We start from the raw sequence: 23,402 nt of genomic DNA on the forward strand, positions 1-23,402 counted from the left end.
GACTTTTTATATAAGCATATTGCGACAACTCGACTTTTCACTTATAAATAAAGTGTTATTATGTGATCTATATATTCTTCTTAGAATAGCATCAATTTCTCTTTTATTATTTTGATAATCATCATAATCCTTATTTAATACATCAGAAAACAGCATGGTGTTAGTTTCTATTAAATCAGATGACAATGACGGTTTATATGCTTGTAGCAGATAGCTAAGTGTTGGATGAACCATATCAAACAGGACTTCCCCCTCTAATTCCCAGTAACCTATTTTAAAAAATTGGGTAGTAATATTAAAAGACCCCATTTGAAGACAGCGTAGTTTATTCTTCTCCTCTTCAGTAAGAGTACCATTCCATTCAACACATTCCATTTTTCGATCTTCTCCAGATCGCATAAGCTTATAAACTTCATCCTTAACGTCATCATCCTCATTAACTGCATCTTTAAGTTTATTAGCAAATCCTTCTAATAATTCTGGATAGCGAGAAATTTTTTCTCCATACTTAATACATATTTTAAGAAACAACTCTTCTTCATCTTCTTCCATCACTTTAAAAATACAGTTTTCTGAAACATTGAGGAGACGATGCAAATTACATTTATCAATAACCTTGCCATCAATCTCAAATAAAACTTGTGTCTGATTCATATCAAAACGCATAACAAAGCGGTCTTGTTGAGATGGATTAGCATATTCTTTTAATTGTGTAAAGGCATGTATCTTCTCCATGCCGGTTATATCAACATTAAGTTCAGCTTGATTTTCACGTTCACATCCATGGATGAGTGTATATAATACCTCCAGCACCTCTTGTTTTTTGTGTGTTCTGAAGCAGTCCTTAAATCTATCCCATACCCCCATGTATAGCGCTTCTTCTTTATCAGGACTCATCAAACGGGCTAGCCGTGAATGATTAATTTCATAGTTATGACGATTACCAAAACTTAACGTAACTGGCATAATAACTCCCTTGATTATTTACCGCGAAAGCAAGATCCAATCCGTTGCTCTCATTTTTTGATTAAAACCACACTCTATTTAAGAGATTGAATCAGCCTGGGTTTAGAAATGACATCAGATTTACACCTGATTGCGCGTTGAATGCGACGCCAGGCGCTGGACAGCGCATAACGTTCTTTGGACACATCTGAATTATGTTGAGAATTATTTTCGTTCTGACCACAACAAAACGGCGCCAACCATTCGAAAAAAGAGGCGGATCATAAACAGTAAAACCAGGGCGCTATGGATGATACACTTGCAGTATGTATTGCGGTTGAGGCGTTACGAGCTGATGAATGAGCCAGAATTTCTGGCGGTGCGAGTTATGCAGCATAGATTTGCCGTATATTTTATACTGAATAGAGGTAAAATAGCTCCATTGCAGCACATTCTGGAACAGCCACACATTCTGTAGTCCAAAATTTACGCTCGCAGTACCGCTTTTTTACAGGATGCAACCCCCTTACCAGGGTGCTCAACATGCCCGGAATGTGTCCATAAACCCCATGTTATTTAGAGCTAGCCGAAGCGATATGAGTAACTTAACCAATTGTATTACAAATGAAAGTGTTGCAGTAACTGCTGATAAAAAGCCGGTTATTGGTCGCATTCACTCCTTTGAGTCCTGTGGCACCGTTGATGGCCCAGGCATCCGCTTTATTACCTTTTTTCAAGGCTGCCTGATGCGCTGCCTGTATTGCCATAACCGCGACACATGGGATACGCATGGCGGTAAAGAAATCACCGTTGAAGACTTAATGAAAGAGGTGGTGACCTATCGGCATTTTATGAATGCTTCTGGCGGCGGCGTGACGGCATCCGGCGGCGAGGCCATTTTGCAGGCAGAATTTGTACGCGACTGGTTTCGCGCCTGTAAAAAAGAAGGTATCCACACCTGTCTCGACACCAACGGCTTTGTGCGCCGTTATGACCCGGTGATTGATGAACTGTTGGACGTTACCGATCTGGTGATGCTCGATCTCAAGCAGATGAATGATGAGATCCACCAGAATCTGGTCGGTGTCTCTAATCACCGGACGCTGGAATTCGCGCAGTATTTATCAAAGAAAAATGTGAAGGTCTGGATCCGTTACGTTGTCGTTCCCGGCTGGTCTGACGACGATGATTCCGCGCATCGCCTGGGCGAGTTTACCCGCGATATGGGTAATGTCGAAAAAATCGAACTGTTGCCCTATCATGAGCTGGGCAAACATAAATGGGTGGCAATGGGCGAAGAATATAAACTGGATGGCGTGAAGCCGCCTAAAAAAGAGACCATGGAGCGTGTAAAGGGTATTCTTGAGCAGTATGGTCATAAAGTGATGTATTAATCGCCTGCTATCTTACCCGCTTTTAAACGGCTACCCATGACGGTAGCCGTTTTGCTGTCTGGATAACGCTCTTACCGCTAAAATACCCGACCCCGCCATCAGACAGGCATGGTTAACAATATTGCGCTAACCAGGTATTAAATACAGAGTCGCTTATCTGCTGCTGGGTTGAAGGTCTGACAACTATTGCTGCCCCCGGCGCCTGTTAATACCGTGGTCTCCGCCTGGAACCCAGGCACCTGTAACCTTAAAAGGCGCTCGCCTGACAGGAGCGCCGTGGAAAAGAGCGTCGTTATGTGTTTCTACGCGCCAGCAGTGGGAAAATTAATCCCAACCCGACCAGGACAAAAGGCGTCACGATGTTCAACGTCAGCTGGAATGTCCACTCCGGCGTGAACGCCTCCATTTTGGGGAAAATACCGGTAAGGCAGGCAAACGCGGTGAAGGCAAAACACCATATTCCCACAGTTAACGCCAACGCCCGGTTGCGAATAAACACATATTCGGGTTTGTACTTTTGCGCCAGTCGAATGACGGCAATAAAGGCGACAAATACCCACAGATAGCGCAGCGGCATAACGACTGAATTGAGATTAAGCAGCCATTTGTACAGGTTGTTCATATCGCCGATGCCAAGCGTTGGCAACATAATCAAGATAGCGACCAACACTAATGTCAGCAAATAACCGTTAACAGGCGTACCTGAAGCGTTAGTACGACATAAGCGCTGCGGGATATATTTAGTGTCTGCATCACCCAGTAAAACTTTCAGTGGCGCATCAATAGAAAACACCAGCGCGGCGATTTGCCCCAGAGTATTGGCAATGGCATAAATAACCATTAATGAATTACCCATATGGTAATACTCACCCAATTTCTGGAATGCATAATATTGCCCATTGGTCATTAAATCGTCAGGTATATGCCGGGAATCAAACATCATTCCCATCGCCAACGAACCGAGGATAGCGCAGACCGCAACCATGACGGCTAAAAAGAGCATCCCCTTCGGAAATTCTTTTCCTGGATTCCGCGTCTGGTTGACATAAGGCGAGATCTTCTCTGCCCCACCAACCGCAAAGACCAACATAGAGATGGTGGTGATATAGGTAAAATCGATATGAGGAATAAATGACTGCCAGGTGATGTTAGTGGTCGCAATTTCAACGTTTGTAATTGCTGGCGCGGTCACTGCCATCACAACATATAAAATTGACATGATAAACATGGCAATTCCGGCCACAGACCCAACAACCTTTAGCGATTTCATCCCCCGGGAAGCAACCCACATAAAGAAAACAAACAATGCCAGCGTCAGCCCCTGCAAGGCAACGACGGTATATTCTTTTATCAACGAGCCGTCGCCTTTTAAAGCCCATCCCAATGCAATGAGTATCGCCTGCGGCTTTTGCGCCAGGTAGGGAATATGCACGACCCAATAAGTCCATGCCGCAAGGTAAGCCAACCCCGGCCCCATCGTATGCTTAATCCAGGTACTGACGCCCCCTTTTCCCTCTTTGAAGGTTGAGCCCAGTTGCCCCACGATTAAGGCATAAGGAATAAAATAGAGCGCAAAAATAAACACCCAGGAGAAGACAACCACTAACCCCTGGTTAGCATAGTTATTGACAACATTGCCGAATCCCCAAACGGTAATAAACGACATCAAGGCGATGTTGTACCATCGCAACTGTTTTTCCTGCACATTCGGCATAACGCGATCCTTCGTGAACACAATGCTATTACTATAAATGAAGCGGGGAATTATGCGCGGTAAAGACGAAGAGAGAAAATAGAGGAGCGCAAAATTATAACCTTCGGCACATTTTATTTTTCAGTAAAGCAAGAAAATTATGCAGGTCAATTATTTCACGTAAAACATAAACAAAGAGTATGCAAGACTCACGTCCTGCATACGATTCAGAGAACAGTCAGATGTGGGCGACAGGATTAGGCGTCTGGCCGGCGTTACGTAACAGCATCAGCAGATAAATAAACGATACGCTGGCGATCATAATAAACAGCAGATTATCTGAATAATTCTGCATTAACATCGCAGCAAAAGACGGCCCCAACAGGCTCCCTACCGTATAACTTAACAACAGCGCCTGGTTCATTGCCACAAGCTGGTGGTGTTCGACTTTTTCACAGGCCCAGGCCATTGCAACGGGATAAAGCGTAAAACCCGCCGCCCCCAGAATAAACAGAGCTGGCGCCATCGCCGCCTGGGTTAACATGGCAATACTGCCGAGTATGACAACGAATACCTGTACGCGTAACACCAGCAAGCGACCAAATTTGTCCGCCAGACGTCCCATTGGCCATTGCCCCAAAATACCGGCACTCACCAGCACCGCCATCCAGAAACCGATGCTGGCGTTAGCCATCCCCTGATGCTTCAGATATAACGGCATCAGGCCATATAATGAACCAAGAACAATGCCGGAAATAATACAACCATTCACGCCAAGACGCGCCTGGCGTAGCTTCAGCATGGCGCTAATAGAAGAGGAATGACGTGCCTGCGTTTGCTGATTTACAATTCGGGTAAAGAGTAGCGGCAGAATTCCCGCCAGAATCATTCCGGTCACCCAGGGAAGAACGTGCAGCAATTCACCAGATACTTTACTGACCAATAATTGTCCAAGGAAGGTCCCCATATAATAGACCATCATATAGGCAGCCAGCAGGCGCCCGCGATTATGCGAGGTTCCGCTGCACATCAACGCGCTCTCGACAACCACCCAAATCATGGCGCAGCCGATACCGGCAATAAAACGCCAGCTCATCCAGCTCCAGAACCCCACCATCACCCCCAATCCGACACAACCCGCGGCGAAGATCAGCGAGGCAAGATAATAGCTACGGTTAAACCCAATGCGTTTAATTAAATACCCGGTAAATAACGTCCCGACCAGATTGCCGGTAAAATAAGACGAGCTGACCATCCCCACCTGCCAGGTCGGAAGGTTTGCCTGAGCAAGCCACAGCGGCACAAGCGTATTCAGTACCGCAATGGCCAGAGTCAACAAAAGTAGCCCGCACAGCAAAAGCATGACGGGACGGGTATAGGTGGACATGAATAAAAACCGTGAGGAAGTTCAAATTTCATGCGCATCATGCCATCGCCAAAAACATTGTCAATCGGCTCCGCATGGGCGATCCGCAAGTTTTGAGACTATCGATTTGATTTACTTATTCTGCGCGTGAATATATTGAAAGGCTAAAAATTCATCCTCTTGTTTTTATTAATCTAACCCGCAAAATCGGCGTTTTGTTCAGTCGAAAAATTTCATGGTTCCTTTAGCTTCGTTTTCTTCTCTATGGATTTATATGCGCCTTCTCCGCCCCGGTTATATTCCTTAGATTGATGGCGGCTAAAGGCGAATTCGGCCTGCACGTTCTGCAGGCCGAATGCGCGTCAACGCGTTAACTGGCTACCGCCATGCCCACGGTCATATGCAGCCCATAGAATACGCCGCGGCCAATCAATTCCCCCGCCAGCATCAGAATGAAGGCGACAGAGAGCAACGGTACCGCAGGTTGATACCCTTTTAACTGTGGCACAATCCAGCAGCACAACGCCGCCGCAAGCAGCACCATACGCCAGGCCATCAGCGAACCATAATCCGGCACCAGAGCAGACGCCTGCTGAATGGAACTGTGAATCGTCGCCAGTTCCGCGCCCTGCATGGCCACCATAATGGCAATAACCACCAGCGCCAGCACCGAAACCGCAGGCAACAAACGCATCGCCCAACCGTTCACGCCCGCGATGCGCAGCAGCAGATAACCCAGTAGCGGGCCACCCATAAAGAGCGTCAGGAAGAAGCCCAGCGGCGTCCAGACGCTATACCAGGTCGGTACTGTATCGATGCTGTTATAGACGCGTACCATCATCCAGACGAAGACGACGCCCAGTACCATCGTGATAATCAGCCAGAGTGTGCGCAGTGCCGGCGGCAGCTTTTTCAGTACCGCCAGCAGCCAGCCGATCCCGCCGACCGCAAAAAACACCGAGCCGCTGGCAATTTCATTGCTCAGTGCGGAAGCACCCACGCGGTTAAGCGAGTTAAACGCGCGCATCGGCGAGCCCAGATGCAGCATCGAGGCGATAAAGCCAATCCCCATCAGCACCCACAGACCAAACATACAGGCGATCACCCGCTGCTGCGTTTCCGCGCGCAGGTCGCCCTTCATCAGCGCCAGAGCCAGAACAATAAAACCACCGGCCACGCACTGACCAAAGACCGTGAAGATCATCAACGGCCATTCATGCCATCCACTTCCCATCTTATACCTCCTTCGGATTGGCCAGATAACCGGTGGTGTCCCCGGTCGGGCGGCTGTTGGCGTTGGGTTTAATCACAATATTCGGCTTCGTGAAATGCGCGCGCGGCAACGGCGCGACGGCAGCCAGCTCACCGTGTTTTTTGCGCAGTTCATCGATAGGACCAAAGTCCAGCGCCCGCAGCGGGCAGGATTCGACGCAAATCGGTTTCTTACCTTCCGCCACCCGGTCATAACAGCCATCGCACTTGGTCATATGACCTTTGGCCGCGTTGTACTGCGGCGCGCCGTACGGGCAGGCCATGTGGCAGTAGCGGCAACCGATACAGACCTCTTCGTTCACCACCACAAAACCGTCATCGCGCTTGTGCATCGCGCCGCTCGGGCAGACTTTGGTGCAGGCCGGGTCTTCGCAGTGGTTACAGGAGATGGAGAGATAGTAGGCAAAGACGTTCTGGTGCCAGACGCCGTTATCTTCCTGCCAGTCGCCGCCCGCATACTCATAAATGCGGCGGAAGCTGACATCCGGGGTCAAATCTTTGTAGTCCTTGCAGGCCAGTTCGCAGGTTTTGCAACCGGTGCAACGGCTGGAATCAATAAAAAATCCATACTGGGTTGTCATCGGTTACTCCTTACGCCTTTTCAACCTGAACGAGGTTCGTATGTGACGGGTTCCCCTTCGCCAGCGGAGAAGGACGTTGGGTCGTCAGTACGTTAATACATCCGCCCTGATCCACGCGTTTTGCATCCGGGTCATACCATGCGCCTTCTCCCAGGGCGACCACGCCCGGCATCATGCGCGGCGTCACTTTAGCCTCGATATGTACTTCGCCGCGATCGTTGAAGATGCGGACTTTGTCGCCATTGTTGATACCGCGTTTCTGCGCATCCATTGGGTTAATCCACATTTCCTGGCGACAGGCGGCTTTCAGTACGTCTACGTTGCCATAAGTGGAATGCACACGCGCTTTATAGTGGAAACCCGTCAACTGCAGCGGGAATTTATCCGTTAGCGGATCGTTATAGTTTTCAAAACCTGGCGTGTAGATCGGTAATGGATCGATCACGTCGCCTTCCGGCAGCTCCCAGGTGGCGGCGATATCCGCCAACGCCTGTGAATAGATTTCAATCTTGCCCGATGGCGTTGTAAGTGGATTCGCTTGCGGATCTTCGCGGAAGTCTTTATAGGCGACATGGTGGCCTTCGGGGTCACGCTGTTTGAAGATGCCTTGCTTACGGAACTCCTCAAAGGTGGGCAGATTCGGAATGGATTTACGCGACTGTTCGTACAGATGACGCATCCACTCTTCTTGCGTCCGTCCTTCGGTAAACTGTTGTTCCACGCCAAGACGTTTCGCCAGTTCGCTGGTCATCTCATAAATCGTCTTACACTCGAAGCGCGGTTTAATCGCCTGGTCAGTGAAGATAACGTAAGACATGTTCCCGCAGGAGGCATCCAGCGCAAAGTCCATCTGCTCAGAAGCAGTGCAATCAGGCAACAGAATATCGGCGTATTTTGCCGACGAGGTCATATGACAGTCGATAACGACGATCATTTCGCATTTCTTGTCATCCTGCAGGATTTCGTGGGTGCGGTTAATCTCAGAGTGCTGGTTAATCAAACAGTTGCCAGCATAGTTCCAGATCATTTTGATCGGCACGTCCAGCTTATCTTTCCCCCGCACGCCATCACGCAGCGCCGTCATTTCCGGGCCGCGTTCAATGGCATCGGTCCACATAAACATGGAGATGCTGGTTTCAACCGGGTTTTCTAACGTGGGCATACGTTCAAATGGCAGGGCATAAGACCCTTCGCGCGCGCCGCTATTACCTCCGTTAATCCCAACATTACCCGTCAGGATCGCCAGCATCGAGATGGCGCGCGTGGCGATTTCTCCATTAGCATGACGTTGTGGTCCCCATCCCTGGCAAATATAGGCGGGTTTAGCGCTGCCGATTTCTCGCGCCAGCTTAATAATGCGATCCGCCGGGATACCGGTAATTTGCGCCGCCCACTCCGGCGTCTTCGCGATACCGTCTTTACCCTGGCCCAGAATATAGGCTTTGTAGTGACCGTTTTTCGGCGCGCTGGCAGGCAAGGTTTTTTCGTCATAACCAACGCAATATTTATCCAGGAACGGCTGATCGACCATGTTCTCGGTGATTAAGACATATGCCAGACCATTGACCAGCGCCGCATCGGTACCTGGACGAATCGGAATCCACTCATCTTCGCGACCAGCGCCAGTGTCGGTGTAACGAGGGTCGATAATGATCATCCGCGCGTTTGATTTCTGCCGCGCCTGTTCAAGATAATACGTTACACCGCCCCCGCTCATGCGGGTTTCGCCAGGGTTATTGCCAAACAATACCACCAGCTTACTGTTTTCAATGTCGGACGGACTATTGCCATCCGCCCAGCCGCCATAGGTGTAGTTCAGACCCGCTGCGATTTGCGCGGAAGAGTAATCACCGTAGTGATTAAGATAACCGCCGCAGCAGTTCATCAGACGAGCGACCAGCGTTTTTCCTGGCGGCCATGAACGTGTCAAAGTGCCGCCCAGCGTTCCCGTGCCATAGTTCAGATAAATGGACTCGTTGCCATACTCTTTGATAAGACGCTGCATATTGGTGGCAATGATATCGTAGGCTTCGTCCCAGCTAATACGCTCAAATTTACCTTCGCCGCGCGCGCCGACGCGCTTCATCGGATACTTGAGCCGATCCGGGTTATAGACGCGACGGCGCATAGAACGACCGCGCAGGCAGGCGCGAACCTGGTGCAGGCCATCGTAATCATCGTTTCCGGTATTATCCGTTTCTACATATTTGATTTCGCCATCCACAACATGCATACGTAGCGGACAACGGCTGCCACAGTTTACCGTACAGGCGCTCCAGACGACTTTCTCGCCGGTTTTCGCCGGGCTTATTGCCTCTGCGGCGTTAGCGATGCGGGTAAATGGCAGGGTAAATGCGCTACTGGCCATCGCCAGGCCGCCTATCGCGGTGGTTTTGACTAAACCACGACGGCTCACCTCGGCTGCCAGCACGGCATCAGGGATCTTAGTTTTCATAAGGGCTCACTCTGCTGCTCACAATAAAAAAACAATAAAACGATGTATAGAATTTTATATAGCGATAGCATCGCTATAAAGTCTGATATATATCGAAAAAGTAGAAAAATAGTGTTAAAAACTGACCTTCATTCGAAATCAGTATTACCCCTAATAGGGTAGGGATTATTGTCCGGTATCAAACTGGCATAAAAAAAGCGCCCGAAGGCGCTTTTTAGAAGAGGAGAAAGCGAGGATTAGCCGATATATTCCAGTCCGTTCATGTACGGACGTAATACTTCCGGCACTTCAATGCGGCCATCAGCCTGCTGATAGTTTTCCATCACAGCCACCAGGGTACGACCTACCGCCAGACCAGAACCATTCAGGGTATGGACCAGACGGGTCTTTTTGTCGGACTTGCTGCGACAACGTGCCTGCATACGACGCGCCTGGAAGTCCCAGACGTTAGAGCAGGAAGAGATCTCGCGGTAGGTATTCTGCGCCGGAACCCAGACTTCGAGGTCATAGGTTTTGCAGGCGCCGAAGCCCATATCGCCAGTGCACAGAATGATTTTACGGTACGGCAGTCCCAGTAGCTGGAGCACTTTTTCCGCGTGGCCGGTCATCTCTTCCAACGCAGCCATAGAATCTTCCGGGCGAACGATCTGCACCATCTCAACTTTGTCAAACTGATGCATACGAATCAGGCCACGGGTATCACGACCATAAGAACCTGCTTCAGAACGGAAACAAGGCGTATGCGCCGTCATTTTAATCGGCAGCTGATCTTCGTCGATGATTTCATCGCGTACCAGATTGGTCAGCGGAACCTCCGCCGTCGGGATCAAAGCATAGTTGCTGCTGTCTGCTTCTTCTTCCAGCGGACGGGTATGGAACAAGTCGCCTGCGAATTTCGGCAATTGACCGGTGCCATACAGCGTGTCGTGGTTAACCAGATACGGCACGTAGTTTTCGCTATAGCCGTGCTGTTCCGTATGCAGATCCAACATGAACTGCGACAATGCGCGATGCATACGCGCAATCTGTCCTTTCATCACCACAAAACGGGAGCCGGTCAGCTTAACCGCGGCGGCAAAGTCGAGGCCGGAGTGCATTTCCCCTAAGGTGACGTGATCGCGGATTTCAAAATCAAACTCACGCGGGGTACCCCAGCGGCTGACTTCAACGTTGTCGTTTTCATCTTTACCTACCGGCACTTCATCCGCAGGCAGGTTTGGGATGGTCAGTGCGATATCGCGGATCTCCGCCAGCAAGGTATCCAGCTCGGCTTTCGCCGCATCCAGCTCTTCGCCCAGTTTATTCACTTCCAGGCGTAAAGGCTCGATATCTTCCCCGCGCGCTTTCGCCTGGCCGATGGATTTCGATCGAGAATTACGCTCCGCCTGCAGGTTTTCCGTGTTGACCTGCAAAACTTTACGACGCTCTTCAAGAGCGCGCAGCTTATCTACATCCAGCTTAAAGCCCCGGCGTGCCAGTTTTTCAGCGACTGCGTCTGGCTCATTACGCAGCAGATTGGGATCGAGCATGCTTATCCTGTGCTTATCGAATAATAAAAGGAAACGCGATCAATTGATGATCGCCTCTGATTGTATTGATGAACGTAAACCGCGTTTACGTAATAGCGACGTTTTCGCCTTACCAGACCGACGACAGCAACAACGCATCCATTGCGCTATACCCGCGGACCTCATAAGCAACGTGCTATCAGGCATAACGAGATTCATCATCAACGCCATGATACCTGGAGCATCATATTTAGAGATAACCTTACCGCAACGTTTACACTAGCGGTAGCGTTTTGTGGGGCTATTTTGATCCTGTTCAGCCAGCCAGGCGAGCTTTTCGCCAATCTTGCCTTCCAGACCACGATTTGTCGGATGATAATAGCGCGTTTGCGCGATTTCCGGCGGGAAGTACACTTCACCCGCAGCATAGGCATTGGGCTCATCGTGGGCATAGCGGTACTCCTGGCCATAGCCCATCTCTTTCATCAGTTTGGTTGGCGCATTACGCAGATGGACAGGAACGTCATAATCAGGACGTTCGCGCGCGTCGGCCAGCGCAGCCTTAAAGGCGGTATAGACGGCGTTGCTCTTCGGTGCGCAGGCGAGATAAACGATAGCCTGCGCGATCGCCCTTTCGCCTTCAGCCGGGCCAACGCGGGTGAAACAATCCCACGCGGCAATGGCGACCTGCATCGCGCGCGGATCGGCATTACCCACATCTTCCGAGGCAATCGCCAGGCAGCGACGCGCCACGTACAGCGGATCGCCTCCCGCAGTAATGATACGGGCATACCAATAGAGGGCGGCATCCGGCGCGCTGCCGCGCACTGATTTATGTAAGGCGGAAATAAGATCGTAGAAGCGATCGCCTTTGTTATCAAAACGCGCGCTGCGCTCGCCGGCGATCTCGGTCAACAAGGCGGGCAATAAAACGCGTTTGCCGCTGTCATCCGCCTCCGCCATATCAGCCATCATTTCCAGCGTATTTAAGGCGCGCCGCGCGTCGCCATTGACCAGCTCAGCAATCGCTCGCCGTGTCTCATCCGGTAACACGATATCCTGATCGCCGTAACCACGCGTTTTGTCCTGCATCGCCTGGTCCAGTACTTGCTCAATATCGTCAGTGGTCAACGATTTCAGCAGATAGACCCGCGCTCGCGACAAGAGCGCTGAGTTCAGCTCAAAAGAGGGATTTTCCGTGGTCGCGCCGATAAAGGTGATAGTGCCATCTTCGATATGCGGTAAAAAGGCGTCCTGCTGGCTTTTGTTAAAGCGATGCACTTCATCGACAAACAGGATGGTACGGCGACCGGCATTACGATTCTGGCGGGCGCGCTCGATAGCTTCGCGAATCTCTTTTACCCCAGAAGTGACGGCGGAAATACGCTCGACATCGGCGCTGGCGTAGCGGGCGATCACTTCAGCGAGCGTGGTTTTCCCCGTCCCTGGCGGCCCCCATAAAATCATGGAGTGCAGATGCCCGGCCTCAATAGCGCGAGGCAACGGCTTACCTGCGGCCAGCAAATGCTGCTGGCCGATATACTGCGCTAAATTTTCCGGCCGCATTCGCGCGGCCAGCGGTTGAAACGTATTATCAGAAAAATCGAGCGACAGATTGCTCACTCATCGCCTCTACTTACGTTGGTCGTCTATCGTTACCCCTTGCGGCGGAGTAAACGTAAATTTTGACGGATCAACCGCGCCGTTTTGCTGGGATTTTAGCTGATAGGCGCTACGCTGATCGTCTTGTTCTACGGCGCTAAACTGGTGGATAGTCCCGTCGCGTCCCACATTGATGGTGAACTGTTTCAGATTGCCGTTGCTGGCTTTCGGCGTCAGCACAAAATTATCGCCGTCCTGCTTAATATTATACTGCTGCCAGTCGCTGGCCTGGTTGCGGGCAATCAGCATAAACGGTGTATTTCCAGTGGCATCTTTCAACCACGTGGCGGTAGCCTGTTCTACAAACGGGTTATAGAACCATAACGTTTTGCCGTCAGAAACCAGAATACTCTCGTCAGGTTGCGTCATATGCCAGTTGAATAGATTTGGCCGCTTAACCCATAAATCACCCTGTCCCTCCTGCACCGCGGCACCGCTGCCATCGGTGACTTTTTGAGTAAAGGTGGCATGAAAGCTGCTCACTTTATCCAGACGGCTTTTCAGAGAGCTGGCGGCGTCAGCCCATACGCTGCTGGCTACAACGCTTGAAAGTAATGCACAGGCGATTGCCATTTTTTTCATCATTATTCCTCAGGTTTCGACACTCCCGACCAGGAGCTCCTTTTGCTTTCTATTCCAGGCCAAAAATCAGCATGAGGAAAGAAGAAAATACTGAATTTTGTTGCCGGATGGCAGCCTGCACAGCGCCATCCGGCTTACAGGTTTACTCAAAAGGCGGCGGAGCCAGCACTTCACGATTACCGTTATGCCCCTGAGCGCTGACAATACCCTGCGCTTCCATCTGTTCGATAATACGCGCCGCACGGTTATAGCCGATGCGGAACTGACGCTGAACGCCGGAAATGGACGCTTTTCGCTTCTGAGTGACGAAATTAACGGCCTGATCGAATAGCGCATCTAATTCTTCGCCGCCGTCAAAACCGCCACCGCCACCTTCGCTTTCGCTGTCGGAGGTAATGCCATCCACATATTGCGGACGACCGCGCGCTTTCCAGTCCTGAACCACCGCATGGACTTCCTGGTCACGCACAAACGCCCCATGGACACGTACCGGCATGGTGGAGTTTGGTCCGGAGTAGAGCATGTCCCCCATACCTAGCAGCGACTCAGCGCCACCCTGATCAAGAATGGTGCGGGAGTCGATCTTGCTGGATACGGTAAAAGCGATACGGGTTGGAATGTTGGCTTTAATTAAACCAGTAATCACATCGACCGACGGACGCTGCGTCGCCAGTACCAGGTGAATCCCCGCGGCGCGCGCTTTCTGCGCCAGACGCGCGATCAGCTCTTCAACTTTTTTACCAACGGTCATCATCAGGTCGGCAAATTCATCAACCAGTACCACGATATACGGCAGTTTTTCCAGAACCGGATGCTGAACATCCATACTGTCGCCCGGCTTCCAGTACGGGTCCGGAATCGGACGTCCCATGCGGGCCGCTTCGGCGATTTTCTCGTTATAACCAGCCAGATTACGCACGCCGAGCGCGGACATCAGCTTATAGCGACGCTCCATCTCATTGACGCTCCAGCGTAACGCGTTAGCCGCGTCTTTCATGTCGGTAACAACTTCCGTCAGCAGATGCGGTATACCTTCATAGACCGAGAGTTCTAACATTTTCGGGTCGATCATGATAAAGCGAACGTCTTCCGGCTGCGCTTTATACAGCATACTGAGGATCATGGCGTTAACCCCGACCGACTTACCGGAACCGGTCGTACCGGCCACCAGCAGGTGAGGCATTTTCGCCAGATCCGCCACTACCGGATCGCCCGCGATATCCTTACCTAACACCACGGTAAGCGGCGACGGATTCTCGCGGAATTTGGCGTTATCCAACACTTCGCGCAGATAAACGGTTTGCCGTTTCTTGTTCGGCAATTCCAACCCTACGTAAGGTTTGCCTGGAATGACTTCCACAACGCGTACGGCTACCGTTGACAATGAGCGCGCCAGATCCCGGGAAAGGTTGGAGATACGCGCTGCTTTAACGCCCGGGGCCAGATTCAGTTCAAAACGAGTAATGACCGGGCCTGGCGAATAGTTCACCACATCAGCTTTAATGCGGAAATCCGCCAGACGCGCTTCAACCAGACGCGCCATTTGTTCCAGCGCAAAGGTATCTACCGGTTCAACTTCGCTCGGCGGCGGTGTCAGAAGATCTAACGAAGGCAGCGGCGTCGTCGGACGCTGTAATGGACGGCTGTCGCCGTTACGCATCAACAGCGGGTGGATCAAGCTGTCTTGCGGCGCTGTCGGCTGTTGCGGCTGCTGATACTGTGGCTGCGGCGCTACCGGCTGCTGCGGCTGCTGATACTGTGGCTGCGGCGCTACCGGCTGCTGCGGCTGCTGATACTGCGGCTGCGGCGCTACCGGCTGTTGCGGCTGCTGATACTGCGGCTGCGGCGCTACCGGCTGTTGCGGCTGCTGATACTGCGGCTGAGGCGCTACCGGCTGTTGCGGCTGCTGATACTGCGGCTGCGGCGCTACCGGCTGCTGCGGCTGCTGATACTGCGGTTGCGGCGCTACCGGCTGTTGCGGCTGCTGGTACTGTGGCTGAGGCTGCGGCGCTACCGGTTGCTGAACAGGCGTTGACTCGGGCATGACACCCGGCGTGAACAGCGGTTCGTGCGGACCTTCATCAACCAATACTTTCATTGGCGAGAAATCCAGATCGTCCAGTGAGAACGGCTGCGCGCCAGCGGGTTGCTCGCCGGAATAGCGCTGCTGTTGCGAAGCGGCAAACTGGCGGGCTAATTCAGCTTCCGCAGCGGTATCGTCATCTTCTGCCTGTTGCGTATCATGCTGATACGTCTCACCATAACGATGCTGCTGCGACTGCGCAAACTGACGGGCTAACTCGTCCTGATGCATTGCATCTATTTCTTCATCGGTTAGCTGCGCGCCCGTCTCGTACTGATTGCGCTCCGCCTCGCGGGCTTTTTCTTCTGCAATCCTCTGTGACGGCAGCTTAATACCGTACGATGCCAGTTCCCGTCGGGTCGGCACGCGAACGCGGTTCGGACGCGGCAGTTGCGGACCAATCCCCTCTTTCACCTGCGGACGCGGCGCGCCGCCGGTAGCCAGACTAAATGCAGGCGCAGCGGCCGCGGCGCCTGCTGCCAGGGCGCCACTCTTAATACCTGCGTCAAGCGACGCGGCGGCGGCTACCGCTTCCACTGGCGGTATGGACGGCGCGACAGATACCGTAGGTTTGACCGGCACGTTCTCTTTTACCGGCTCCGGAATCGGTTGATACCATGCCGCCAGTTGTTCGCGCTCACGGGCGCGTTTCTCTTCCACCTCTTCAAAATAGTAAAGCGGAGGACGGGCAGGTCTGGTCTCTTCTGTGTCAGGTTCAGGCTCGGTGGCAACCGGCTGTTCGATAACCGGCGGCGGCATGTGAGAAGGTTCAGCCGCTATCGGCTCCGGCTGATAAACCGGCGTCGGCTGATGGGTCGGCTCCGGCTGCCATTGCGGCTGTGTTTCCTGCGGCGCAAGAGAGTCATATTCTGCTGCGGTCGCTGGCGTCGCGGCGTATTGCGGCGCGGAAGCGACAGGCACAGGTTGCTGCCACGGCGCACTTTGCGCCTCCTGCGGTTGAGCATATTGCGGATGCGGCTGATACCCCTCCGGCGCAGGCGCGATAACCGGTTCGCCGGTTTGCGGCCCCGGTACGGGCTGCCACTCCACGGTCGGTTGCGCGACAACCGGCTCAGCCCCAGGCATGGGCGGCGTTTGCATTATGGGATCGGCGGACGCTGCCCACGTCTGGGTGACGGCAGTTGCAGCCGCAGCGGCGGCGACCGGTTCGGTGACAGAATGGCCGTTTAACAGCGGATCATATTCATCATATTCCGGCTGCGTCGCACGGTTGCCCGAAAACAGAACGTCGTCGGGATCGGCAGCGACGCCGCGCGCGCTATACTGAATGTCCTCGTCATCATCCATCCGTTTGCCGGAAAAGAGCGCGGCATCGGTCTGACGGCCCCGTGGATTGCTGAATTTTTCAGCCAGTCGCTTACGACGCGCCAACGCGCCGCGCAAAATACGCGCCCGGCGAGATTCACGCTGCACGCCGTCGGTTTCTTCATCGTATTCGTCATCATACTCTTCGTCGTCAACCCACGTATCATCACGCCGGGTACGGTTGCTGGCGAAGGTCAGTATATTAAGCAGCCAGCCGCCTAATTTTTCGGCGATACTGACCCAGGACCAGCCGGTAAAGAGCGTCAGCCCGGCAGCCCAAATACAGAGAAGCATTATCGTTCCGCCGCTACTATGCAACAACGGCTGCAGCGTGGTGCTTAACAGGCTGCCAATTACGCCGCCGGAGGCGAAATACCAGATATCGTCGGCATTAATGGCCGCCAGACCGCAGGAAGTGAGAATCAGCGCCAGCACGCCGATAAGGCGTAGCGACACAGCAAAATAGTCGATGTAATCATCCGTAGACTGATGACGCCACGCAAACCAACACCCGCCGACAATAATGACAGGGATGGTGTAGGCCATTACGCCAAAAATAAAGAACAGTGTATCGGCCAGCCACGCGCCCGGCGCGCCGCCTAAATTATGGATGGGTTCATGCCAGGCGGTTTGCGACCAACTGGGGTCCGAAGGGTTAAAGCTCAACAAGGCCGCCATCAACCAGACGGCAAAAAGGGCAATAAGTATCAACAACGCTTCCAAAAGTCGGCGCCCGCTGCTTAACTTCGTCAATGTGACGTCTTTGTCTTCAGTATATTCCTGGCTCAAAAAAGGCTCTCCAGGTTCCAGGCTTTTCCCGCCCGATGCTAAAACGGACAACAGCACCGGGTTGCCCCGGCACTGTTGCTGTATGGATTAACAGGAGTGTAATCAAACTACAGCGATTTTGCACCTGTTCCGTGTTAGCGTGTCTTAATAACCAGACGATTACTCTGTTTTACCTCTTCCATCACTACGTAAGTTCGGGTGTCGTTCACACCTGGCAAGCGCAGCAACGTCTCTCCCAATAGTTTTCGATACGCTGACATATCCGGTACACGGGTTTTCAACAGGTAGTCGAAATCGCCGGAAACCAAATGACACTCCTGAATCTCTTCAAGCTTTTGCACGGCGGCATTAAACTGTTCAAACACATCCGGCGCGCCGCGATTTAAGGTAATCTCAACGAATACCAGAAGTGACGCATCCAGATAATGCGGGTTCAACAGCGCCGTATAGCCCTGGATAAACCCCTGTCGCTCCAGCCGACGCACACGCTCAAGGCAAGGTGTCGGCGAAAGTCCTACTCGTTTAGAAAGCTCGACGTTGGAAATACGCCCATCCTTTTGCAGTTCATTAAGAATGTTACGATCGATACGGTCGAGATCTTTGCCAGGGCGCTTCTTGCTATCTACCATTATTATTGTCTCTCTGTATTCCTTCCCTACTCCTGCCTGACTCTACTCACATCACTGTTCAGAGTCGCTGCCCATCACGATAGACCGAAACCCAGAGGGATTAACGGCGCGCAATGCCTGGTCTATGGTGAGAAGACCGTTGCCTCGCGGCAGCTATCGACATCACGAATGGCGTCTGTCCACGCCATGCGTAGATTTCACTAGCCCGGTAAACATGGTATTTACATGCATGATTATGCAGCACATACATAACACAGTTTTTTCTTCCTCGAATGTTTTCGCAAAACAGCAGGTGATTGTCAAAGCAAAACATCGATTTTTAGTACAACATGCCAGTTATTCATTAGAGAGGGCGGTAAACTGTCATTTCGTCACCTTATAAGTTACCGATTTTAATTAAAGTTTGTGATGATAACGTCGCTGTCGCGGCCGTTCATCGGTTCATGCTATTACACATATTGTTAACAAAATCGTTATGCTCTTTTTTTACGTCTGTAAATTCCCTACAATTCTGCTCATTGTCTGCCAACAACTATGGGGATCTCATGGGCACGACCAAACACAGTAAGCTGCTTATTCTGGGCTCAGGACCGGCGGGATATACCGCGGCGGTGTATGCCGCGCGCGCAAATTTACAGCCGGTACTTATTACCGGTATGGAAAAAGGCGGTCAACTGACTACCACGACGGAAGTGGAAAACTGGCCCGGCGATCCAAACGATTTGACCGGCCCGCTGCTGATGGAACGCATGCATGAACATGCGGCAAAATTTGAAACCGAGATAATTTTTGATCACATCAACAACGTGGATCTGCAAAATCGTCCGTTCCGTCTGACAGGTGACAGCGCAGAGTACACTTGTGATGCGTTGATCATTGCGACCGGCGCTTCCGCGCGCTATCTGGGGCTGCCATCGGAAGAAGCCTTTAAAGGGCGCGGCGTTTCCGCCTGCGCAACCTGCGACGGTTTCTTCTACCGCAATCAGAAAGTAGCGGTGATCGGCGGCGGCAACACCGCGGTTGAAGAAGCGCTTTATCTGTCCAACATCGCTTCGGAAGTGCACCTTATCCATCGCCGTGACGGTTTCCGCGCTGAAAAAATCCTCATTAAGCGCCTGATGGATAAAGTCGAAAATGGCAATATCATTCTGCACACCAACCGGACGCTGGAAGAAGTGACCGGCGATCAGATGGGCGTCACCGGTCTGCGTCTTCGCGACACGCAGCAGAGCGATAATATCGAGACGCTGGACATCGCCGGACTTTTCGTAGCCATCGGTCATAGCCCAAACACGGCGCTCTTCGAAGGCCAGCTTGAGCTGGAAAATGGTTATATCAAAGTTCAGTCCGGCACCCATGGCAACGCCACACAAACCAGCATCCCTGGCGTATTCGCGGCGGGTGACGTCATGGATCATATTTACCGTCAGGCGATCACCTCTGCAGGTACGGGCTGTATGGCGGCGCTGGATGCTGAACGCTATCTCGATGGTCTGGCCGACGCGAGCAAATAGTTTTTACAAATCAGTAACAAAAGTAAAAAAGGCGACTATAAGTCGCCTTTATTTTTGCGTCGTTGTAACATTGCCCTGCCTGAAATTCCAATAACTCACCTGCTAAGCGTGCAATGAATAAAACCCGTCAAAAAGAGCTGACCCGCTGGTTAAAACAGCAAAGCGTAATCTCCCAACGGTGGTTGAATATTTCCCGCCTGTTGGGGTTCATGAGTGGCGTATTAATTGTCGCTCAGGCCTGGATCATGGCGCGTATCCTGCAACATATGATCATGGAGAACATTCCACGGGAAGCGCTGTTGCTCCCTTTTATCCTGCTGATACTGGTCTTTGTCCTCCGCGCCTGGGTGGTGTGGTTGCGCGAGCGCGTCGGTTTTCATGCCGGACAACATATTCGCTTTGAGATCCGCCGTCAGGTGTTGGATCGTCTGCAGCAAGCCGGCCCAGCCTGGATTCAGGGCAAGCCCGCCGGTAGCTGGGCGACGCTGGTATTGGAACAGATTGACGATATGCATGACTATTATGCGCGCTATCTGCCGCAAATGGCGCTTGCCGTTTGCGTACCGCTCTTAATCGTGGCGGCGATTTTCCCGTCAAATTGGGCGGCGGCGCTGATTCTGCTGGGCACCGCCCCGCTCATTCCCCTATTTATGGCAATGGTGGGGATGGGCGCGGCTGACGCCAACCGCCGCAATTTCCTGGCGCTTGCCCGGCTAAGCGGCCATTTTCTTGACCGTCTGCGCGGGATGGAAACGCTGCGAATTTTCGGTCGTGGAGAAGCGGAAACCGAAAGCATTCGCGCAGCATCGCAGGATTTTCGTCAGCGCACGATGGAAGTACTGCGCCTCGCCTTTTTATCTTCCGGCGTGCTGGAATTTTTCACCTCGCTTTCTATTGCGCTGGTCGCCGTTTATTTTGGCTTCTCTTACCTGGGCGAACTGAACTTTGGTCATTACGGTACCGGCGTGACGCTCGCCGCCGGGTTCCTCGCCTTGATCCTCGCGCCGGAGTTTTTCCAGCCGTTACGCGACCTCGGCACGTTTTACCATGCTAAGGCGCAGGCGGTTGGCGCGGCGGATAGTCTGAAGACGTTTCTGGAAACACCCCTTGCCCACCCGGCGCGCGGCGAAGTTGAGCTGGCGGAAAACGAACCTGTAACCATTGACGCAGTCAATCTTATTATCACCTCGCCAGAAGGCAAAACGCTTGCCGGGCCGCTGAATTTCTCATTAGCGGCAGGAGAACGCGCCGTCCTGGTAGGACGCAGCGGTTCCGGTAAAAGCTCTCTGTTGAATGTATTATCCGGTTTTCTCTCCTATCAGGGATCTTTGCGTATTAACGGTGTCGAGCTTCGCGATCTCTCGCCGGAATCCTGGCGCCAGCATCTCTCCTGGGTTGGGCAAAACCCGCAATTACCTGCAGCGACGCTACGCGAAAATGTATTACTGGCGCGCCCGGACGCCAGCGAGCAGGAACTTTATGCCGCGCTTGACGCCGCATGGGTAAGCGAGTTTTTACCGCTGCTGCCGCAGGGAGTAGACACCCCGCTCGGCAATCATGCCAGCAGACTTTCCGTCGGCCAGGCACAGCGTGTAGCGGTCGCCCGTGCGCTACTTAATCCCTGTCAACTGCTACTGCTGGATGAACCGGCGGCAAGCCTGGACGCTCACAGCGAGCAACGCGTCATGCAGGCGTTAAAAGCGGCGTCAAAACGCCAGACCACATTAATGGTGACGCATCAGTTGGAAGATCTCGCCGACTGGGACGCTATCTGGGTTATGCAAGATGGCGCGATTGTCGAACAAGGCAGTTATGCTGAACTCAGCGCCGCCAACGGCGCTTTTGCGACGTTATTGGCTCACCGTCAGGAGGATATTTAAATGCGCGCGCTACTCCCTTATCTGACGCTTTATAAACGCCATAAATGGATGCTAACGCTGGGAATTGCGCTGGCAATCCTGACACTGCTTGCCAGTATCGGGCTGCTGACGCTTTCCGGCTGGTTCCTGTCCGCGTCCGCTATCGCAGGCTTCGCGGGAATTTACAGTTTTAACTATATGCTCCCGGCAGCCGGCGTGCGCGGCGCGGCCATTACCCGTACCGCTGGTCGTTATTTTGAACGTCTGGTAAGTCATGACGCCACGTTCCGCGTACTGCAACATCTGCGTATTTATACCTTTAGCAAACTTCTACCACTCTCCCCCGCGAGTCTGGCGCGTTATCAGCAAGGTGAACTGCTGAACCGCATCGTTGCCGACGTCGACACGCTGGACCATCTCTATTTGCGCGTCATCTCCCCGCTGGTCGGCGCTTTTGTAGTGATTATGATTGTCACCCTGGGGCTTAGCGTTCTCGACGTGACGCTGGCGATCACGCTGGGCGGCATTATGCTGTTGACGCTGTTTATTATGCCGCCGGTGTTTTATCGCGCCGGCAAAAATACCGGCCAAAATCTGACGCATCTACGCGGTCAGTATCGCCAGCAGCTCACGTCATGGTTACAGGGCCAGGCGGAACTCACCATTTTTGGCGCCAGCAAACGCTATCGGGCGCAAATGGAAGCCACCGAATTACAATGGCATGAGGCCCAACGCCGACAGTCTGAACTCACCGCCTTATCGCAGGCGTTAATGCTGCTGATTGGTGCGCTGGCGGTGATGTTAATGTTGTGGATGGCCTCCGGCGGCGTTGGCGGCAATACGCAGCCCGGCGCGCTCATCGCGCTGTTTGTCTTCTGCGCGCTGGCGGCTTTCGAGGCGCTTGCGCCCGTTACCGGCGCATTCCAGCATCTGGGGCAGGTTATCGCCTCTGCGCTTCGTATCACTGAATTAACGGAGCAAAAACCGGAGGTGACCTTTCCGCAAGCAGAAACTCCCGCGCCGGAAAAGGTCACACTCACCCTGCGGGACGTTTCGTTTCGTTATCCCGACCAGCCGATTAATGCGCTCAATGCCCTCTCATTACAGGCTAATCCTGGCGAGCATGTCGCTATTCTGGGGCGTACCGGCTGCGGAAAATCAACGCTGTTGCAGCTACTCACCCGCGCCTGGGACCCGCAACAAGGCGAAATTCTGCTCAACGATCTTCCGCTATCCTCGCTGAGCGAATCCGCCTTACGCCGGACTATCAGCGTGGTGCCGCAGCGTGTCCACCTGTTCAGCGCCACGCTGCGTGATAATTTATTACTGGCGGCGCCCAATGCCAGCGACGAAGCCCTTTCCGACATGCTGCGTCGCGTCGGCCTCGAAAATCTGCTCGAAGATAGTGGGCTTAATAGCTGGCTCGGCGAAGGCGGTCGTCTGCTATCCGGCGGCGAACTTCGTCGTCTGGCCATCGCCCGCGCGCTGTTGCACGATGCCCCGTTGATGCTGTTGGATGAGCCTACTGAGGGGCTGGATGCGACCACCGAGAGCGAAATGCTGGAATTACTTGCCGATGTGATGCGCGAGAAAACCGTCCTGATGGTGACTCACCGTTTGCGCGGCCTGGCCCGTTTTGATCAAATCATCGTAATGGACGACGGGCACATCATTGAGCGAGGCACTCATGCAGAATTGTTAGCCGGACAAGGGCGCTATTATCAGTTTAAACAACGTCTGTAAG

Annotated in this window: 16 protein-coding genes; 5 read left to right on the forward strand and 11 right to left on the reverse strand. The window is 52.7% G+C overall.

Annotation, left to right across the window (positions count from 1 at the left end; genetic code table 11):
• Nucleotides 1–6: 6 nt before the first annotated feature.
• Nucleotides 7–966 (reverse strand): SPI-2 type III secretion system effector SopD2, encoded by a 960-nt coding sequence (gene sopD2 / locus QEN31_RS14780; RefSeq protein WP_001145561.1) that lies wholly within the window; start codon nucleotides 964–966, stop codon nucleotides 7–9.
• Nucleotides 967–1,096: 130 nt separating this feature from the next.
• Here sopD2 and QEN31_RS14785 point away from each other — a divergent pair, with 130 nt between their 5' ends.
• Both QEN31_RS14785 and pflA read left to right on the forward strand, forming a co-directional pair.
• Nucleotides 1,097–1,423: a hypothetical protein gene (locus QEN31_RS14785; RefSeq protein ID WP_010989001.1), complete on the forward strand. Its 327-nt coding sequence runs from the start codon at nucleotides 1,097–1,099 to the stop codon at nucleotides 1,421–1,423.
• Nucleotides 1,424–1,541: 118 nt separating this feature from the next.
• Complete coding sequence (gene pflA / locus QEN31_RS14790; protein ID WP_000067973.1) at nucleotides 1,542–2,339, forward strand: pyruvate formate lyase 1-activating protein; 798 nt, start codon at nucleotides 1,542–1,544, stop codon at nucleotides 2,337–2,339.
• Between the two features lie 292 nt (nucleotides 2,340–2,631).
• On the opposite strand, the gene QEN31_RS14795 is transcribed toward pflA, so the two are convergent.
• The 10 genes from QEN31_RS14795 to lrp all read right to left on the reverse strand — a co-directional run bounded on the left by QEN31_RS14795 (nucleotide 2,632) and on the right by lrp (nucleotide 18,285).
• Entirely contained in the window at nucleotides 2,632–4,053 is a 1,422-nt protein-coding gene (locus QEN31_RS14795; RefSeq protein WP_001134268.1) for an APC family permease, read from the reverse strand.
• 217 nt (nucleotides 4,054–4,270) lie between these two features.
• Entirely contained in the window at nucleotides 4,271–5,419 is a 1,149-nt protein-coding gene (locus QEN31_RS14800; RefSeq protein ID WP_000109271.1) for an MFS transporter, read from the reverse strand.
• Between the two features lie 349 nt (nucleotides 5,420–5,768).
• Nucleotides 5,769–6,632 carry a dimethyl sulfoxide reductase anchor subunit family protein gene (locus QEN31_RS14805; RefSeq protein WP_000534681.1) on the reverse strand — a complete coding sequence of 288 codons (864 nt, stop codon included), beginning with the start codon at nucleotides 6,630–6,632 and terminating at the stop codon, nucleotides 5,769–5,771.
• Between the two features lies 1 nt (nucleotide 6,633).
• Nucleotides 6,634–7,251: a dimethylsulfoxide reductase iron-sulfur subunit DmsB gene (gene dmsB, locus QEN31_RS14810; protein ID WP_000213069.1), complete on the reverse strand. Its 618-nt coding sequence runs from the start codon at nucleotides 7,249–7,251 to the stop codon at nucleotides 6,634–6,636.
• Nucleotides 7,252–7,261: 10 nt separating this feature from the next.
• On the reverse strand, nucleotides 7,262–9,706 hold the full coding sequence (gene dmsA, locus QEN31_RS14815; protein ID WP_000850250.1) for a dimethylsulfoxide reductase subunit A: 2,445 nt from the start codon (nucleotides 9,704–9,706) through the stop codon (nucleotides 7,262–7,264).
• A gap of 236 nt (nucleotides 9,707–9,942) precedes the next feature.
• Nucleotides 9,943–11,235 carry a serine--tRNA ligase gene (serS, locus tag QEN31_RS14820; protein WP_000886697.1) on the reverse strand — a complete coding sequence of 431 codons (1,293 nt, stop codon included), beginning with the start codon at nucleotides 11,233–11,235 and terminating at the stop codon, nucleotides 9,943–9,945.
• A 258-nt stretch (nucleotides 11,236–11,493) separates the two neighbouring features.
• Entirely contained in the window at nucleotides 11,494–12,837 is a 1,344-nt protein-coding gene (gene rarA, locus QEN31_RS14825) for a replication-associated recombination protein RarA (RefSeq protein WP_000067785.1), read from the reverse strand.
• Between the two features lie 9 nt (nucleotides 12,838–12,846).
• Nucleotides 12,847–13,458, reverse strand: coding sequence for an outer membrane lipoprotein chaperone LolA (lolA, locus tag QEN31_RS14830; protein ID WP_001519746.1), 612 nt, complete (start codon nucleotides 13,456–13,458; stop codon nucleotides 12,847–12,849).
• Nucleotides 13,459–13,600: 142 nt separating this feature from the next.
• Nucleotides 13,601–17,656 (reverse strand): DNA translocase FtsK, encoded by a 4,056-nt coding sequence (gene ftsK / locus QEN31_RS14835; RefSeq protein WP_001542260.1) that lies wholly within the window; start codon nucleotides 17,654–17,656, stop codon nucleotides 13,601–13,603.
• Nucleotides 17,657–17,790: 134 nt separating this feature from the next.
• Nucleotides 17,791–18,285: a leucine-responsive transcriptional regulator Lrp gene (gene lrp / locus QEN31_RS14840; protein WP_000228469.1), complete on the reverse strand. Its 495-nt coding sequence runs from the start codon at nucleotides 18,283–18,285 to the stop codon at nucleotides 17,791–17,793.
• A 545-nt stretch (nucleotides 18,286–18,830) separates the two neighbouring features.
• Between lrp and trxB the strand changes: the two genes are divergently transcribed.
• The 3 genes from trxB to cydC all read left to right on the forward strand — a co-directional run bounded on the left by trxB (nucleotide 18,831) and on the right by cydC (nucleotide 23,401).
• Nucleotides 18,831–19,799, forward strand: coding sequence for a thioredoxin-disulfide reductase (gene trxB / locus QEN31_RS14845; protein ID WP_000537407.1), 969 nt, complete (start codon nucleotides 18,831–18,833; stop codon nucleotides 19,797–19,799).
• A gap of 113 nt (nucleotides 19,800–19,912) precedes the next feature.
• A complete protein-coding gene (cydD, locus tag QEN31_RS14850; protein ID WP_001044541.1) occupies nucleotides 19,913–21,679 on the forward strand; it encodes a heme ABC transporter permease/ATP-binding protein CydD in 1,767 nt (588 codons plus the stop codon).
• A complete protein-coding gene (cydC, locus tag QEN31_RS14855; RefSeq protein ID WP_001202267.1) occupies nucleotides 21,680–23,401 on the forward strand; it encodes a heme ABC transporter ATP-binding protein/permease CydC in 1,722 nt (573 codons plus the stop codon).
• Nucleotide 23,402: the final 1 nt, after the last annotated feature.

Origin of the sequence: Salmonella sp. SA15303 (assembly GCF_029962125.1) — a bacterium.
GTDB lineage: Bacteria > Pseudomonadota > Gammaproteobacteria > Enterobacterales > Enterobacteriaceae > Salmonella > Salmonella enterica.